A 14,861-nucleotide genomic window follows, 5' to 3' on the forward strand; every position below is an offset into this window, starting at 1 on the left:
TATGGATAAATCAACAGGGAAAATCGGAATGGTATCGATCATCATGGTCATGATGCTGTTCAATGGTTTAACCAGTCATGTTATTGCTAATCCCTTGGTGCTAGATGCATCGGGGAGAGATGCTTGGATATCGATCTTGATGACGAGCGTCCTTTATATACCATGGTGTGCCCTACTTGTTTATATTATGAAAAAAACAGGCCAACAGAAGCTGCGGACATGGCTGACGAACCAGACGAATCCACTTATCGCTTGGCTGATTCTAACACCAATCTGTATAGAGTTGTTCATGATCGGAAGTATGACCGTCATTCATACGGAGGTTTGGACGGTTACGAATTATTTACCTGCAACCCCTCCATCTGTACTGTTAATTGCTTTACTCTTGGTTTCCTATTATTCAGCCAAGCATGGCATTCAGACGATCGCGATCAATGCAGGCATCCTGCTTCCCGTCGTTGTTTTCTTGGGATATTTCGTATCCATTGCAAATACATCGGAGAAAGATTATGCGTTGCTTAAGCCTTTCCTTGAGTTTGGCTGGAAGCCTGCATTGGACGGGATGATCTATTCAGGAGGCGCTCTAGTAGAAATCATGTTTATGCTTATGCTCCAGCATCGGCTGAAATCGAAAATTCGTCTTTGGCAGATGATATTACTCGGAATTATTCTAGTGTATATCACATTAGGTCCAATTATCGGAGCGATCACGGAATTCGGCCCCAAAGAAGCAGCCAAACAGATGGTTTCTCCATATGAACAATGGCGTCTTGTCAAAATTGGCGCTTATTTCGAACATGTCGACTTTCTGTCGGTGTTCCAATGGTTGTCAGGCGCAACCGTGCGTATAAGCCTCTCTCTGTATATATTGGCTGATTTGTTTGCCTTTACTAATGCAAAACCGCGCAATCGGTTCATTCTGATTTTAACGCTTGGCTATCTTGCTTTTTCTTGGATTGTAACCAAATATACACCGTTTTATTTGTGGATGTATAAGATTTATTTCCCCGTATTTTTGATTACCAACTTAATCATAACGATCGTATTAGTTGTCATTGTATGGATGACCAAAACCAACAAGAAGGGAATGATTTGAACTTGAACGTTAAACATACTTTAACAAGCGATGTATCGAAGGAGCATATGTTGCGGCAATTATTCGCAAATTGCTCCGATGTGCAAATTCAAGTTCAGCTTTTTGCTGAGGATGATCCATCATCTACGATTATGATGATCTATGCAGAAGGATTATGCGATTGCGCTCAAATAGGTAAAGTCATCCTGCCGGAATTGAATACGATATATCGAGATAACGGCTTCGAATATTTGCAGAACGGCTATGTGCTCGGCGCATTACCACTCATTTCCTTTGATGGAGAAGCAACTGAGGAAGAAATCACGGACGCGGTCTTTCAAGGGGATCTTCTTCTTATCTTCTTATCATCGGATGCGATGTATAAGCTTAATATTTGCAATCGCCCCCAACGCACGCCAGAGGAATCCAGTATCGAAATTTCCATCAAAGGCCCAAAAGACGGGTTCGTTGAAGATCTGACTACAAATATCGCTCTGATTCGCAAACGAATTAGGAGTAATTCATTATGCTGCGAGACGTTCATTCTAGGTAGAAGAACAAGAACGAAAGTCGGACTCATGTATATTCAAGACATTCTTTCTCCAGACATTCTAATTGAAATTCGTTCTCGCTTGAATAAGATCGATGTGGATGGCATTTATAGTATCAGTCAGATCGAAGAAGCTATTGCCGATTCAAAGTATTCATTATTCCCATTAAATGATATGTCTGGCAGACCAGATTTCGCTGTTAGTTCCTTACTGGCTGGCAGATTTATCATTATCGTCGACGGGAATCCGTTAATTCTAATTGCACCTTCAACTTTTTCTTTGATTTTAAAATCACCTGAGGATATTCATTTCTCCTTTCAAGTAGTGTCGTTCGCGCGACTGATCCGTTTTATTAGTTTTTGGATTTCAATTGTGTTGCCTGGATTCTGGGTTGCCCTCACTGCCTTTCATCAAGATCAAATTCCGTTTCGCCTCATGTCAACCATATCGCTTGCACGCATTGGATTACCCTTTTCAGCTCAGATGGAAATGCTTACACTGTTATTCCTCATAGAGGTATTTCGAGAAGCTGGTGTTCGAATGCCCAACGCAATTGGGCAAACTTTAACAGTTATCGGCGGGTTGGTAATTGGTGACGCTTCGATACGTGCGGGGTTGGTTTCACCTTCTGTCGTTGTTGTTGGGGCCATTACCGCGATCATGGGGGCTACGCTTGTCAATCAGAACTTGGGCTCAGTTGTAAGTGTCATCAGATTGATTGTTTTTCTAGCATCAGCAATCATCGGGATGTACGGACTCATTCTGTGCATGATATTGTTGGGGTTCCATATGTCCAGACTCAGATCATTTGGCATCCCATTCTTAGCTCCGTTGTCTCCACCTGTTTACAAAGAGTTATTGAGCAGTTTTTTGAATTTACCTTGGAGTAAAATGAAATATCGCCCTCAAGAACTGAACCCGATTGATCCAGATCATCAAGGAAAAGACGCAGAATGAGGAAATTGGGGCTTCTTCTTATCATAGCAGTGCACCTATTTCTCCTTACCGGTTGTTGGAATTCGAAGGATATTCAAAATATGGCTTATGTCACTGCAGTTGGGCTAGATTTCGATAACGGGAAATTTATCACTTACGTACAAATACTCAATTTTGCTGGTTTGGCCAAAAGCGATTCAACCCAAGTAGGCAAAAATATTCCAGTATGGGTTGGAAAAGGGGAAGGAATCACGGTTACTGAAGCTTTTAACGAGATTTACGCCACTTCCCAGCTAAGAGTATTTTGGGGACATGTAAAGGCAATCGTGTGCACAGAAAGGTATCTTAAAAAAACTGAAAAGGTCAAAGAAGCTTACGATATGATAAACCGATATCGTGAAATCCGTTATAACGTACTGCTATATGGTACAAAAGAGTCAATCAATGATATATTTGTACAAAAGTCAATTTTGAATATGTCCCCCATCGACTCCTTGTTGGATTCTCCTTTCCAAGTCTATTCTCAGCGATCTTTTATTACGCCGCATGAGGGACTCCGAGTTATCTCAGAGATTAATGAGGCAGGGCAATCGGCTATGCTGCCTTCAATTTCCATTGATAAGCAAGCTTGGACCGAAGACAAAAACTCGAAATCGATGTTTAGAATCGACGGAGCGTTTTATTATAGCCATGAAATGCTATTAGGTTGGATGTCCGAAAAAGAGCTTGAAGGATTTCGATGGTTGCAAGAAAAACTGGATCGTTCATTTATCAATATTCCAGATACCAACAACCCTGTCGCATCAATCGTATTGGTTAAACCGAAATCGCGTATTATCCCCATCATTCAGGATGGGAATGTGTACTACACAATTAAATTAAATATTAATGCCTATGTTGATGAAATTATTAAGGACACCTCTATTCAAGAAATGGAGTCGATGGCAAATCAAGTCGTTGAGGATCAGATTAGAAAAACCTTTGCGGTTGGACTTAAGAAGAAAATAGATGTGCTGCAATTAGGAGAAAGGCTTTATAGAAACTATCCGAAAAAGTGGCATGAACTGGACAAGAATAGCGATTTCAATCTAGATGCCAATTCCCTCGATAAAGTACTCGTCAAGGTTAACTTGCAGCATACTGGAAAGTACAAAGAAAGAGCGAATTGAGAATACCCTTTTCTCTCTGCTATTTAAAGACTACGTTGAAGGAGATACTCCAATGTCATTATCACCATCAGAAGTGGTTCGTCAGTTTTTTAATCTCGTCCGTTCCGGTAAACAGCCTGACGACGCTAAAGATTACATGGCCGAACAGGTTCTAGCCCATCAAATGACAGCTGAAAATGAAAAAACCGTCCATCGGACGCCGACCAATTACGCTGATCATGTTAGAGAGATGCTTGAAGCTTACGGTACTTTTCAATTAGAGATTCAGGAGCTCCTCTCACAGGAAGATCGTGTCTATGTTCGCTGGAAGCAAACGGGTATACATGTTGGAGAAGTTGATGGCTACCCACCTACAGGGAAACCAATTATTGAAATTGCTAGCGCCGTTTATCGCGTTGAGCATGGCAAAATCGTAGAATATTGGATTCAAATCGATCGTGCAGGCATTCGTGTGCAACTCGAGCAGAATGCAAAGTAGCAACTTGCAAATTTACACTATGACATTTCAAACCGTCACCAAAAAAGCTGTTCCCCACAAGCCATCAGGCCGAAAAGGAACAGCTTATTTCACTTCGCGATCCAACGATCTAACCTTGCAACAATATCCCTCATTACCTCATCGCGGTTAATTTCATTCAACATCTCATGCCTGCCACCTGGATATAGCTTATAGCTGATATCTTGTATCCCTAACTTTTCATATGTCTTAATTAAACTGCGAACGCCCTTTCCTTGCCCACCAACTGGATCATCCTCACCTGAGAAAATATAAATTGGAATCTCCTTGCGAATACGAGCCAAATGAGGGGGAGTATGTATTTCCATTAATCCTTTGAAGAAATCCCTAAAGTATCCCGATGTAAAAATCCCGCCGCAATACGGATCATTGATGTATGCATCAACTTCATGTTCATCGCGACTCAACCAATCAAATGGTGTACGATTCGGCTTGAACTTCGTATTAAACGATCCGAAAGAAAGTGCGGTCAACAGGACACTCCTAAAATGATCTCCTCGAATTGCTGCTTCCAACGTTGCAATCCCAATTCCAATATGCAGAGCTGGACCTTCTTTTCCATTCGAGCCAGACAATAATATCCCTTGAACATGTGTCGGGTATCGCTCCATATAAGATCCCATATAATACTGCGTTAAAAATGACCCCATACTATGCCCTAACATAAATAACGGCAGTTCTGCATCTTCATAACGTGTACGAATTTCCGTTGTTATTTGCCCCATTGCATCAGCCATGGAATGAAAGCTATCTTTGCCAAACCTACCCACGGCCTCCAGGGAACCCGCCGTTTGGCCATGCCCCAAGTGATCATTTGCATAGACGGCGTATCCGTTCTTTGTCAAAACTTCAGCTAATCGTTCATATCTGGCGGCAGTTTCTGCCATCCCATGTGCGATCTGCACAATCCCTTTGAATCCCACGTCTTCCGAAGGCAGCCACTCGTACACATAGTGTTTGATTCCCTGCGCATCTTCTCGAATAAAGTGACCTTTACGCATAAGATTCTCCTTCCAAATCTCGCTTCTACTCCACATTAGTATACGTCTTCTGACGAATGAAAACAGCCCCCATTCCACAGGAATGAGGGCTGATGTATAAGTGCATGGATAAGGCTAAGCTTTACTCTTTTGTTTGCTCGTCGATTTCACCGCTTGTAATGTAGCTTGCGCTTGCGGAGCAGCCGTCGTTTCAAATCTTTTTCTTTCTGTTTTATCAATCTGTGTAATCTTACCATCATGAACCACAATTTGTACTGAACCATATTCGAGTCCATCTAAAATTTGCTTAATGCGCTCTACCCAAATTTCATCTAATTCCAGTGGTTTCGCCATCGTCATGCCTCCAAGTCATTTAAATTGTCCAATCGTTCCACTCTTTGTTTCGTTTGTACGTATAGTTCAGCCAATCTCCCGTTTTCTCCAGCAATTCAGTCGTTGATGGTGTCGTCGAGTACGTATGATTTGCTTGATAAACGAGCTCCAGGTCACATTGACCTTCTTTGCGCAGCCAGAACATCTTCTGATATAACGGCGCATAATCGACAGGTATGGTTTCGTCTGCTGTTCCATGAAGAACAAATACATCGCCAGTAAATTTACGTAATTGTTCAAACGGTTGATGCTGCGATAAAGATTCGAAGAATCGACTTGTTAGTTTATAGCCATGATGATCGATCGAGCCACCCAACGGCAGTTTCTCGTATTCGTTTTTTCCGACGATTCGCATAATATCGTTGTGTGGATGGGCAACAGCCGACCAAAGAACTAGCGTTTTTACACGATGATCCTTCGCTGCTGTTAACACTGCCGCGGCACCGCCTAAGCTATGTCCAAGCAGAATCACTCTACTCAGATCCACACAATCAATCGAAACACCATAATCAATAACTCGTCGGGTTTGTTCAATGAGTACATCTAGCCCACCTGCGCCATAATCCCCTGTACTCTCGCCACAGCCACCATAATCAAAACGAAGTACAAAAAAACCTTGTGCGCTGAAAGTACGAGCTGCCTTTACAAAAAGCCGGTCAACACCGATTCGACTCCCAATAAATCCGTGACAAATGATGATTAAGGGCCAACGTTGACAATCGGCTTGAACCGCTGTGGTTTGCTGTGTAGGGTAATGTAATGTTGCGGCTAATTCGACATCGTCGCTTTGAATCGTGATGGCATGCTCCATGCTGGTAACTCCCTTTCGTTACTCATATTAATCTTATCTTTTTACTCGGAATTAAAATGTAAACCAATCTTAGCATGGGATGCTACTTGTGTCAATGAATGTTTTACTTAATTAACCAAACATTTTTCATAAAAATTGTTAAAGATTTTTCCTACAATGTATGTTCCTATTTCGAAAATGACTTTCTACCATTATAGGAAAAATAAATACTTAACATCACCTGTTTACCCCAAAATTACTTATTGACAGAATAATCCTGACGCTGTTATAGTCATTTTAATAAAACCAAGTAAGTTGGTATGCTTTATGAGAATAGGTGGTGCTCCATGCGTAACAAGGTTTTTAAAGCGACGGTTCGATCCGTGCTTATAGGCTACTTAATTGTGCTTCTTCTTATCCCCATTGCCACCATCTACGTCAAAGGATTTTCACTCGGCTGGGAACCTTTTTGGAAAGAAGTCACAGGACCTTTAGCATGGAAGTCAATTGTATTAACAGTTAAGTTAAGTATTGTTGCAACGGTCATTCAAGCAGTGGTAGGAACGATAATCGCCTATGTCCTAGTCCGATATCGATTCCGGGGACAGAGCATTCTGAACAGCATGGTCGATCTGCCATTCTCACTACCTACTTCCGTTGCAGGCTTAATGTTCCTCACCCTACTAGGACCACAAAGTCCACTAGGAGCTTGGCTAGACTCGGTAGGAATCAAACTGCTTTACAATCAAACAGCAATTGTTATTGGTCTAGTCTTTGTCACTTTCCCATTCGTAGTACGTACGGTTCAACCACTATTGGAGCAGATTGATCCAGCAGAAGAACAAGCGAGTTTCACACTTGGTGCAAACAGATTCTATACGTTTTACCGCATCGTATTGCCAGCGCTATTACCTGGTACGATTGCTGGTAGTATGCTCGCTTTCTCCCGATCTCTTGCAGAATTTGGTGCCATCTCCCTCATCTCCGGTAATTTACCCGGAAAAACGATGGTCGCCTCCGTCTATATATATGGTGAAACACAGAACTACAATCCTGAAGGTGCAGCTGCTATCTCACTTGTCCTCCTGACACTCTCCGTACTGATTTTATGGGGAATCCATGTATGGACACGCGGAAAGGGGCGGCTAGCATGAGAAAGTTACTGATCGGCATTTCTTTTTTGGTCATATTCCTACTAATCATATTGCCATTCTTAGGCATTACTTTCGGAGCATTTGAAGATGGACCTGGCGCATTCTTTGATGCACTTGTTCGTCCAGAAGCTCTGCACGCATTGAAGATTTCATTCATTATCGTAAGTATCGTTACCGTACTTAATGCCCTTATTGGGGTTTATATTTCATTAGAAATTGTTAGAGGTTCATGGATTTCACGTTGGTTGAAACCGATCATCAATGCCCTGATCGACCTGCCATTTGCGGTATCACCTGTCATTGTCGGTTTAATGGTAATCTTGATTTTCGGACCCAACACGGCACTCGGTACATTCCTCGAAGATCATAATATGAAAATCGTTTATGCCATTCCCGGGATGGTTATTGCAACCATGTTTATTACCTTCCCCCTAATGGTTCGTGAAGTTGTTCCCTTATTAGAAGAGATTGGGACACAATCCGAAGAAGCTTCAGCAACCTTAGGTGCTGGACCCATACGTACATTCTTCCAAGTAACATGGCCGAGTATTCGTTGGGGCGTCGTGTATGGCCTGATTTTAACGATAGCTCGATCACTTGGTGAATTCGGATCCATTCTGGTTGTCTCAGGCAACATCATTAATCAAACACAAACAGCAACAACACTTGTCTATCAAGATGCTGAACAATTCCAGCTCGTAGCAGCCAATAGCGTGGCCTTCGTATTAGGTCTCATCTCCATTACGATTTTATTATCGCTAGAGTGGTTGAAACGAAGAAGCGAAGCAACGAGAAATCATGGAGGAGGATCCCCACATGCACATTGAAGTAACCAACCTGAATAAACATTTCGGCGATTTTCATGCGATCAAAGATGTTAATTTCAAAATAAAAGAAGGGAATCTTGTCGGGTTGATTGGACCGAGCGGCGGTGGTAAAACCTCCATCCTTCGGATGCTATCCGGACTCGAAAGCCCAACTAGCGGTGATATTTATTTCGATGGCAAGCTCGCCACTCACCTTCCGGTTCAAGAAAGAGGCATCGGCTTCGTTTTCCAAAGTTATGCGCTATTTAAACACATGACGGTGTTTGACAACGTCGCTTATGGGTTGAAGGTGCTCAAAAAATCGAAAGCTGAGATTCAAGATCGCGTAACGTACCTGGTTAACTTAATGGGACTCGCAGGCCATGAGCGAAAATATCCACACCAACTGTCTGGTGGACAACGCCAGCGGGTAGCTTTTGCTAGAGCACTTGCTCCTGAACCACGGCTCCTTCTACTCGACGAGCCTTTCGCCGCGATCGATGCCAAGATTCGTAAAGAGCTCCGTGTCTGGCTGCGAAATTTGATCAACGAGTTCAAAGTCACGACCCTTTTCGTAACGCATGATCAGGATGAGGCGATCGAGGTTGCCGATGAAATCATCTTGGTTCAAGGCGGTAAAATCGAACAACAAGGAAGCCCATGGGAAATTTATACGAAGCCTGCCTCATCGTTCGCAGCTTCTTTCATTGGTGAATCCAACGTCCTTCCCTCCTATTCACCACTTGTTGGATTCCCTACACTTGCAGATCTTCATCAAGATGGCAAATGGCTTCCTCATGTGAATGTACTTATACGTCCAGAGAACATCGAAGTTCGTCCGCACAATGTAAGTCATTTGGCTACTGCTGGTGAGAAAGGCAAAGTAACGCATGTTCACTTCCGCGGCGATTCCTGGTATCTAGAAGTGGATACAGGCCATATCAAGCTTTTCGCCTATCAGCCCGTGAAAGAACGCATTTATCAAGTTGGCGATGAAGTTAATATTCTTATCCATCAGATTTCTGTATTTACCCAAACAGGTACAACCTGGATTGATAATCAGGCCAAACAAGATCCACAGCCTGTCTTCATATAACCAATACCAAATAAGCTTTAGAAAAGAAGGGGAGTTGTTAACCATGAAAAATTTCAAAACGCTTGGCCTAGTTACTGCAGCTTTATTCACAGCAAGTATTGCTCTTACAGCTTGCGGATCCGGCTCAACGAAGACGGCTAGTACTAGTGCTCCATCTACTGCTCCAACAGCAGCTGCAACTACTGCCGCTAGCACAACACCGAAAGCTGATGGCGGGAAAGTGACGATTACAGTCGGTGCTTACTCCATTTTAAAAGAATCCTTTGATGTAATCCTACCAAAATTCAAAGAAGATTATAAAAAGAAAACCGGTACAACCGTTGAATTCCAAGAGTCCTATGTAGCTTCCGGCTCACAAGCTACAGCTATCATTCAAGGCTTTGAAGCCGATATCGCTCCACTCTCTCTTGAAGGTGATATTCAAAAAATCGTGGAAAAAGGTCTAATTACACATGACTGGAAAAAAACGCCACAAAAAGGTTTCGTAACAACTTCTATCGCCGCTATTGGTGTACGTGAAGGGAACCCGAAAGGCATTAAAGATTGGTCTGATCTAACGAAACCAGGCGTTGAAGTTCTCATTCCGAACCCAAGTACATCTGGTGGTGCTAAATGGGATATCAATGCTGTCTACGGTGCTGGACTCAAAATTTCCGAAGCTGCTGGTAAGCAAGACCCTGCTGTAGCCAAAGATCTCGTAGCTAAAATTTATAAAAACATTAAAGTTCTCGATAAGAGCGGCGCGGATTCCCTAGCGACCTTTGATAAAGGTGTAGGCGATGCGATCATTACGTATGAGAATGAACTTGTTGCTCGTATTCAAACGGGTAAGAAATATGTTGAAGTTATTCCACAATACACGACTTCCATTGAAAATCCAGTTGCTATTATTGATAAATATGTCGATAAACATGGTAATCGTGCAGCAGTTCAAGCTTTCTATGACTACTTGTTCTCTGTTGATGCTCAGAAAGTATTCGCTGACAAAGGCTTCCGTTCTGTTCTTCCAGAAGTCGCTAAGCAATATGAGAAAAACTACACAACGCCTCCAGGCCTTTTCAATATCGAATACCTAGGTGGTTGGGACAAAGTGAACAAAGATCTTTACGGTAAAGGCGCTATATGGGAAACTATCCTTGCCGAAGGCGGAGCTAAATAATCGAATTGCAAAAAGAACCCCCAGAGGCTACATTCTTCCGGGGGTTTTGCTATTTCACGCACCTTTCACTTGCTTTGGATATTTGATACGCTTCAATTCCGCGACGATGATGATCGTAATAATGACCAACATAAACCAAGAACTAATTTTACCCCAATGTACGATCCGCCAAGAAATTTCTTGATCTGGATAGCGCCAAGCGCCAAGAAAGGTTGAAATATTTTCAGCGAGCCAAATAAAAAAAGCAACTAACATGAAGGAAAGGATCGTGTGCATGCGATAGGTTTGGGTTGTAACTGTGAATCGAATATGAGACTTGTAAAACAAAATCACGATTAATGCAATGAGAATCCACCTGATATCATATGTAAAATGATGAGTGAAAAAATTGGCATAAATACCTATCGAAACCAAGATCGCCATGTACTTGCTAGGCCAGTTAATGAGATGCAAATCAAATCGTTTCCACGCCTGACACACATAACTGGAGACACTGGCGTACATAAAACCGCTGTATAGCGGGACTCCGGCTATTTTGGTCAAACCCTCTTCTGGATATGACCATGAGCCCATGTGTACTTTATACAACTCAAGGCAAAGACCGATGATGTGGAATACCGTAATAACCTTAAGTTCATCTACGCTCTCTATCCTCGTCCATACCAATAGCAATTGCGCAAGTATACACACAAGTAAAATGAAATCATAGCGATGCATGAATGGCAACGGCACTGCTTTGGACACAGCCAAAGTCATAAAGATGATAACAGGAAATATACAGCATAACGCTTGTTTCCAACCGAAAATGAGAAAATCCTTGACATATTCACTCTTCATTCGTTCTCCTGAGTTCCGTTAGATTTCATATACTTGACCTCTGCGTGATTCACGTTAACCAGTTCTTCAGCGACGATAGCATCATCCTTTTTATGTATTTGTTGCCGCCAAATTTCGTTACCTCTGTACCACTTGTTTGACGTTTGGTAGAACGAGTGATTCTTCTCTTTTACTCGGTAATCATAAGGCAATTCCGTATCGCAGCTGATCGCTCCTTCTAAATACGCTTCAGTGACCTCCAGATGAAATTGAAAGCGATTCGCGGTTGGATTATAAAATTGTAAATCTACGTAATTATAAAATACGCTCGTTCCCGTACCAAATGGGATTACCCTGCGGTCGTCTGGGAATAGATCAAAGCTGTGATGATGTCTTTCTTTAATCACAAGCGGCGTATGCAAAGCAAGCCAATATAACATATTCGCTAACTGACACAAACCACCTCCTGTACCTACACGAACTTCGCCGTGAGACAGCATGAGACCCTCGATATACCCCTTTTCTTTACTAGTCACACCTATTAGCTTCCAAAAAGAAAACGTCTCCCCGGGATGTATCACAATCCCATCTACATCTCTAATTGCGATCTTCAAATTCACGATCTTATTTTCTTGTAAAATAGGATCCGTATTTCCAAGCACCCGCCGCAAGATAGATTTGTGTTTCTTCACCGTGTAAGAAAATGGCTGAGCACTCTTACCGTAAGCATATTTAATTTTGGGATTTAAATTGATGATGCGTCGTTGTAACATCAGCTGCTGGACGCGAAGCCTATATAAGAAAGGAAATCGTTTGCCTATTCGTTGTTTCATGTCAACAAGTCCCACTGAATTTTCATCCTTATCTGTAAAATAAAATGGAGGCAGTCAATCCTCACTTCATTTGACTCCTAAACCATTCAAAAAGTTGTGAGATTGTCACTCTTCCCAAAGAAAAAAAGCAGTTCCCAAGTTGGGAACTGCTAACTGAAACAGGCAAATGGAAAACTTATAGTCGGGCTTCCTTACGAAGTTTTCGCGCTGTAAACCGCGCTTCCGCGGATTCGAACAGCTTTTTTTCTTCATCCGTCTCCGCAATAATGCCTGGAACTGGACAAGGTTGCCCCGCGTCATCTAAGGCAACAAACGTTAGGAACGACGTGGCTGTATGTTTTTTCTCACCAGTCAGAAGATTCTCCGACTCAATCTTCACATAAACTTCCATCGAACTCCGATGCGTCCACGTAACAAATGCTTCCAACTGAATCGCCTCACCAAGCTTAACCGGTGCGAAAAAATCCAAACTATCACTTGACGCTGTTACCACGCTCTTACGACAATGGCGCATGGAGGCAATCGTAGCAACTTTATCAATATATTGCATCACACGACCACCAAACACAGTGTTATGGTAGTTCGTGTCCGCTGGTAAAATAATTTCTGTCAACACGGTTCGAGACAGTCTTGCTGCTTTAGGTTCCATAGTGCTTGCCTCCAGATGATGACTTCAGACATTCTACAGCACTTCAGTCATTCAGTTTAGTTGTAATTCAAAGTAAGCTTACTAGCTGCCTCTTTAGCAAGACTGCGTGCTTCTTCCACAGTTTCACCTGAACTCAGGGCAACAGCCATACGTCGGCCTACTTTGGTTTCTGGCTTGCCAAATACCCGGACTTGCGTATTCGGTACGGATAATGCTTCATCAATGCCGCTAATCGTATATTCAACTTGTTCACGATCGGCTTTCAGTGTGTAACTGGCACCTGGCGTCAATAAGCGAACGCCAGTGATCGGGAAACCAAGAATTGCTCTTGCATGAAGCGCGAACTCACTGAGATCTTGCGTAGCCATCGTAACCATCCCTGTGTCATGCGGACGCGGGGACACTTCGCTGAAGTATACGCCATCTGCAGTTAGGAATAATTCAACACCATACAGACCGTGTCCACCAAGTGCGTCGGTAATCGTTTTAGCCATTTGCTGTGCATCTAAGATTTGCTGCTCTGACATCGTATGCGGCTGCCAGGATTCAATGTAATCACCGTCTTTTTGAATGTGACCAATTGGCTCACAGTACGTTGTTCCTGAAACTGAACGAACTGTCAGCAACGTAATTTCAGATTCAAAATGGATAAATTCTTCGACGATCACACGTGCGTTTTTGGCACGTCCGCCTTCCATTGCAATATTCCAAGAAGCTTCTACACCTTCTGGCGTACGGCAAACGCTTTGCCCTTTTCCAGATGAGCTCATAATTGGCTTGATTACACAAGGAGTCCCGATTACAGCAACAGCCGCATGCAATTCTTCCAGACTATTGGCAAACTCATATTTGGCAGTGCGTAAACCCAGTGTTTCGGAAGCCAGTCGTCGAATCCCTTCTCTATCCATCGTTAAACGGGACGCTGTCGCTGTCGGGATGACACGGTAGCCTTCTTTCTCTAGCTCAACAAGAACAGACGTCGCGATCGCTTCAATTTCGGGTACGATAAGATCCGGACGTTCTTTCTCGATTACCGCTCGAAGCTGCTCGCCATCCAACATCGAAATAACGTGACTGCGATGCGCAACTTGCATGGCAGGAGCGTTCGCATAACGATCCACGGCAATCGTCTCAATACCGAGTCGCTGTGCTTCAATAATAACTTCTTTTCCTAGCTCACCAGAGCCAAGCAGCATAATTTTCTTGGATTTGTTGGATAATGGTGCTCCGTACATGAGATGATATGCCCCCTAAATGAATAATGAGTACAAGCTATGAATGATTATTACGTATGTAGTTCATCCGATTATTGTCGGAGTTTGGCGAAATTTACCTAGAATGACCCTGATCTATTGTACTGGATTTTGAGGTCAAAAGATAGATGAGATCTTGGTAAAACATAGATAAGTTCATCGTAAAACTTAGATAAGTTCTTGGTGAACGTAGATAAGTTCTTGATAAAACGTAGATAAGTTCTCGGTGAACGTAGATAAGTTCTTGATAAAACGTAGATAAGTTCTTTGGTAAAACTTAGATAAGTTCTTGGTGAACGTAGATAAGTTCTTGATAAAACGTAGATAAGTTCATTATTTGGAGTGACAGGCAATTACGTATGCAGCAACTCGTATAAAACGCCTCAGATCTCCTTGCAACCGCTCGCGAATCCTAGGCGCGCGGTGTCGACGTTGCATGGCGGCGGTCAAACCCCACTGTTAATTAGGGATTAATGGAAAACATACATCTAATTTTTCGCTATTAGGTGTTTACAAGCGAATAGATGGATTTTCTCCAGTTAATATCAGAGTTTCGGGGAAAAATGTATCTGAGTCAATAGAGTGGACACAAAAAATGAGCTAAGAAATCAGTTTTGTTTGCTTGTAAAACTGCGATTCAAATTTGTCTGGAGACAAATAGCCGAGCTTGCTGTGTGTACGCTT

At 42.6% G+C, this 14,861-nt stretch carries 15 protein-coding genes; 8 read left to right on the top strand and 7 right to left on the bottom strand.

What is annotated here, in order from left to right:
- Nucleotide 1: 1 nt before the first annotated feature.
- Genes HQN88_RS36510 through HQN88_RS36525 form a run of 4 tightly spaced genes read left to right on the top strand, consistent with a single transcriptional unit; the run spans nt 2 to nt 4,209 of the window.
- Nucleotides 2–1,096 (top strand): endospore germination permease, encoded by a 1,095-nt coding sequence (locus tag HQN88_RS36510; RefSeq protein WP_173121417.1) that lies wholly within the window; start codon nt 2–4, stop codon nt 1,094–1,096.
- Entirely contained in the window at nt 1,093–2,583 is a 1,491-nt protein-coding gene (locus HQN88_RS36515) for a spore germination protein (RefSeq protein ID WP_246320647.1), read from the top strand. The genes HQN88_RS36510 and HQN88_RS36515 overlap by 4 nt, the downstream gene beginning before the upstream one ends.
- Nucleotides 2,580–3,731 (top strand): Ger(x)C family spore germination protein, encoded by a 1,152-nt coding sequence (locus tag HQN88_RS36520; protein ID WP_173121419.1) that lies wholly within the window; start codon nt 2,580–2,582, stop codon nt 3,729–3,731. The genes HQN88_RS36515 and HQN88_RS36520 overlap by 4 nt, the downstream gene beginning before the upstream one ends.
- 52 nt (nt 3,732–3,783) lie before the next feature.
- Nucleotides 3,784–4,209 carry an ester cyclase gene (locus HQN88_RS36525; RefSeq protein WP_173121421.1) on the top strand — a complete coding sequence of 142 codons (426 nt, stop codon included), beginning with the start codon at nt 3,784–3,786 and terminating at the stop codon, nt 4,207–4,209.
- 89 nt (nt 4,210–4,298) lie between these two features.
- Here HQN88_RS36525 and HQN88_RS36530 read toward each other — a convergent pair whose 3' ends face one another.
- From HQN88_RS36530 to HQN88_RS36540, 3 genes are all read right to left on the bottom strand, one after another.
- Nucleotides 4,299–5,249: an alpha/beta hydrolase gene (locus HQN88_RS36530; protein WP_173121423.1), complete on the bottom strand. Its 951-nt coding sequence runs from the start codon at nt 5,247–5,249 to the stop codon at nt 4,299–4,301.
- Nucleotides 5,250–5,363: 114 nt separating this feature from the next.
- Nucleotides 5,364–5,582: a YezD family protein gene (locus HQN88_RS36535; RefSeq protein WP_173121425.1), complete on the bottom strand. Its 219-nt coding sequence runs from the start codon at nt 5,580–5,582 to the stop codon at nt 5,364–5,366.
- 19 nt (nt 5,583–5,601) lie between these two features.
- On the bottom strand, nt 5,602–6,432 hold the full coding sequence (locus HQN88_RS36540; protein WP_173121426.1) for an alpha/beta hydrolase family protein: 831 nt from the start codon (nt 6,430–6,432) through the stop codon (nt 5,602–5,604).
- 326 nt (nt 6,433–6,758) lie between these two features.
- On the opposite strand from HQN88_RS36540, the gene cysT reads away from it, so the two are divergent.
- The 4 genes from cysT to HQN88_RS36560 are packed head-to-tail and all read left to right on the top strand — an operon-like array spanning nt 6,759 to nt 10,626.
- Entirely contained in the window at nt 6,759–7,565 is an 807-nt protein-coding gene (gene cysT, locus HQN88_RS36545) for a sulfate ABC transporter permease subunit CysT (RefSeq protein ID WP_173121428.1), read from the top strand.
- A complete protein-coding gene (locus HQN88_RS36550; RefSeq protein ID WP_173121430.1) occupies nt 7,562–8,392 on the top strand; it encodes a sulfate ABC transporter permease subunit in 831 nt (276 codons plus the stop codon). The genes cysT and HQN88_RS36550 overlap by 4 nt, the downstream gene beginning before the upstream one ends.
- Nucleotides 8,382–9,467: an ABC transporter ATP-binding protein gene (locus HQN88_RS36555; protein ID WP_173121432.1), complete on the top strand. Its 1,086-nt coding sequence runs from the start codon at nt 8,382–8,384 to the stop codon at nt 9,465–9,467. Before HQN88_RS36550 ends, HQN88_RS36555 begins: the two co-directional genes overlap by 11 nt.
- Nucleotides 9,468–9,510: 43 nt before the next feature.
- Nucleotides 9,511–10,626, top strand: coding sequence for a sulfate ABC transporter substrate-binding protein (locus HQN88_RS36560; RefSeq protein ID WP_173121434.1), 1,116 nt, complete (start codon nt 9,511–9,513; stop codon nt 10,624–10,626).
- A gap of 54 nt (nt 10,627–10,680) precedes the next feature.
- On the opposite strand, the gene HQN88_RS36565 is transcribed toward HQN88_RS36560, so the two are convergent.
- From HQN88_RS36565 to purT, 4 genes are all read right to left on the bottom strand, one after another.
- Nucleotides 10,681–11,463, bottom strand: a complete 783-nt coding sequence (locus HQN88_RS36565; RefSeq protein WP_173121436.1) for a DUF817 domain-containing protein — start codon at nt 11,461–11,463, stop codon at nt 10,681–10,683.
- Nucleotides 11,460–12,275, bottom strand: coding sequence for a VanW family protein (locus HQN88_RS36570; protein ID WP_173121438.1), 816 nt, complete (start codon nt 12,273–12,275; stop codon nt 11,460–11,462). Before HQN88_RS36570 ends, HQN88_RS36565 begins: the two co-directional genes overlap by 4 nt.
- A 175-nt stretch (nt 12,276–12,450) precedes the next feature.
- Entirely contained in the window at nt 12,451–12,924 is a 474-nt protein-coding gene (locus HQN88_RS36575) for an acyl-CoA thioesterase (RefSeq protein WP_056621059.1), read from the bottom strand.
- Between the two features lie 56 nt (nt 12,925–12,980).
- Entirely contained in the window at nt 12,981–14,159 is a 1,179-nt protein-coding gene (gene purT, locus HQN88_RS36580) for a formate-dependent phosphoribosylglycinamide formyltransferase (protein WP_173121440.1), read from the bottom strand.
- Between the last annotated feature and the right edge of the window lie 702 nt (nt 14,160–14,861).

Origin of the sequence: Paenibacillus qinlingensis (assembly GCF_013204845.1) — a bacterium.
Classification (GTDB): Bacteria; Bacillota; Bacilli; order Paenibacillales; family NBRC-103111; genus Paenibacillus_E; species Paenibacillus_E qinlingensis.

Bases quoted from the DNA above. Each gene is read 5' to 3' on its own strand.
- HQN88_RS36510 (WP_173121417.1), top strand. From the start codon at position 2: ATGGATAAATCAACAGGGAAAATCGGAATGGTATCGATCATCATGGTC.
- HQN88_RS36520 (WP_173121419.1), top strand. From the start codon at position 2,580: ATGAGGAAATTGGGGCTTCTTCTTATCATAGCAGTGCACCTATTTCTC.
- HQN88_RS36525 (WP_173121421.1), top strand. From the start codon at position 3,784: ATGTCATTATCACCATCAGAAGTGGTTCGTCAGTTTTTTAATCTCGTC.
- HQN88_RS36530 (WP_173121423.1), bottom strand. From the start codon at position 5,249: ATGCGTAAAGGTCACTTTATTCGAGAAGATGCGCAGGGAATCAAACAC.
- HQN88_RS36535 (WP_173121425.1), bottom strand. From the start codon at position 5,582: ATGGCGAAACCACTGGAATTAGATGAAATTTGGGTAGAGCGCATTAAG.
- HQN88_RS36540 (WP_173121426.1), bottom strand. From the start codon at position 6,432: ATGGAGCATGCCATCACGATTCAAAGCGACGATGTCGAATTAGCCGCA.
- cysT (WP_173121428.1), top strand. From the start codon at position 6,759: ATGCGTAACAAGGTTTTTAAAGCGACGGTTCGATCCGTGCTTATAGGC.
- HQN88_RS36550 (WP_173121430.1), top strand. From the start codon at position 7,562: ATGAGAAAGTTACTGATCGGCATTTCTTTTTTGGTCATATTCCTACTA.
- HQN88_RS36555 (WP_173121432.1), top strand. From the start codon at position 8,382: ATGCACATTGAAGTAACCAACCTGAATAAACATTTCGGCGATTTTCAT.
- HQN88_RS36560 (WP_173121434.1), top strand. From the start codon at position 9,511: ATGAAAAATTTCAAAACGCTTGGCCTAGTTACTGCAGCTTTATTCACA.
- HQN88_RS36565 (WP_173121436.1), bottom strand. From the start codon at position 11,463: ATGAAGAGTGAATATGTCAAGGATTTTCTCATTTTCGGTTGGAAACAA.
- HQN88_RS36570 (WP_173121438.1), bottom strand. From the start codon at position 12,275: ATGAAACAACGAATAGGCAAACGATTTCCTTTCTTATATAGGCTTCGC.
- HQN88_RS36575 (WP_056621059.1), bottom strand. From the start codon at position 12,924: ATGGAACCTAAAGCAGCAAGACTGTCTCGAACCGTGTTGACAGAAATT.
- purT (WP_173121440.1), bottom strand. From the start codon at position 14,159: ATGTACGGAGCACCATTATCCAACAAATCCAAGAAAATTATGCTGCTT.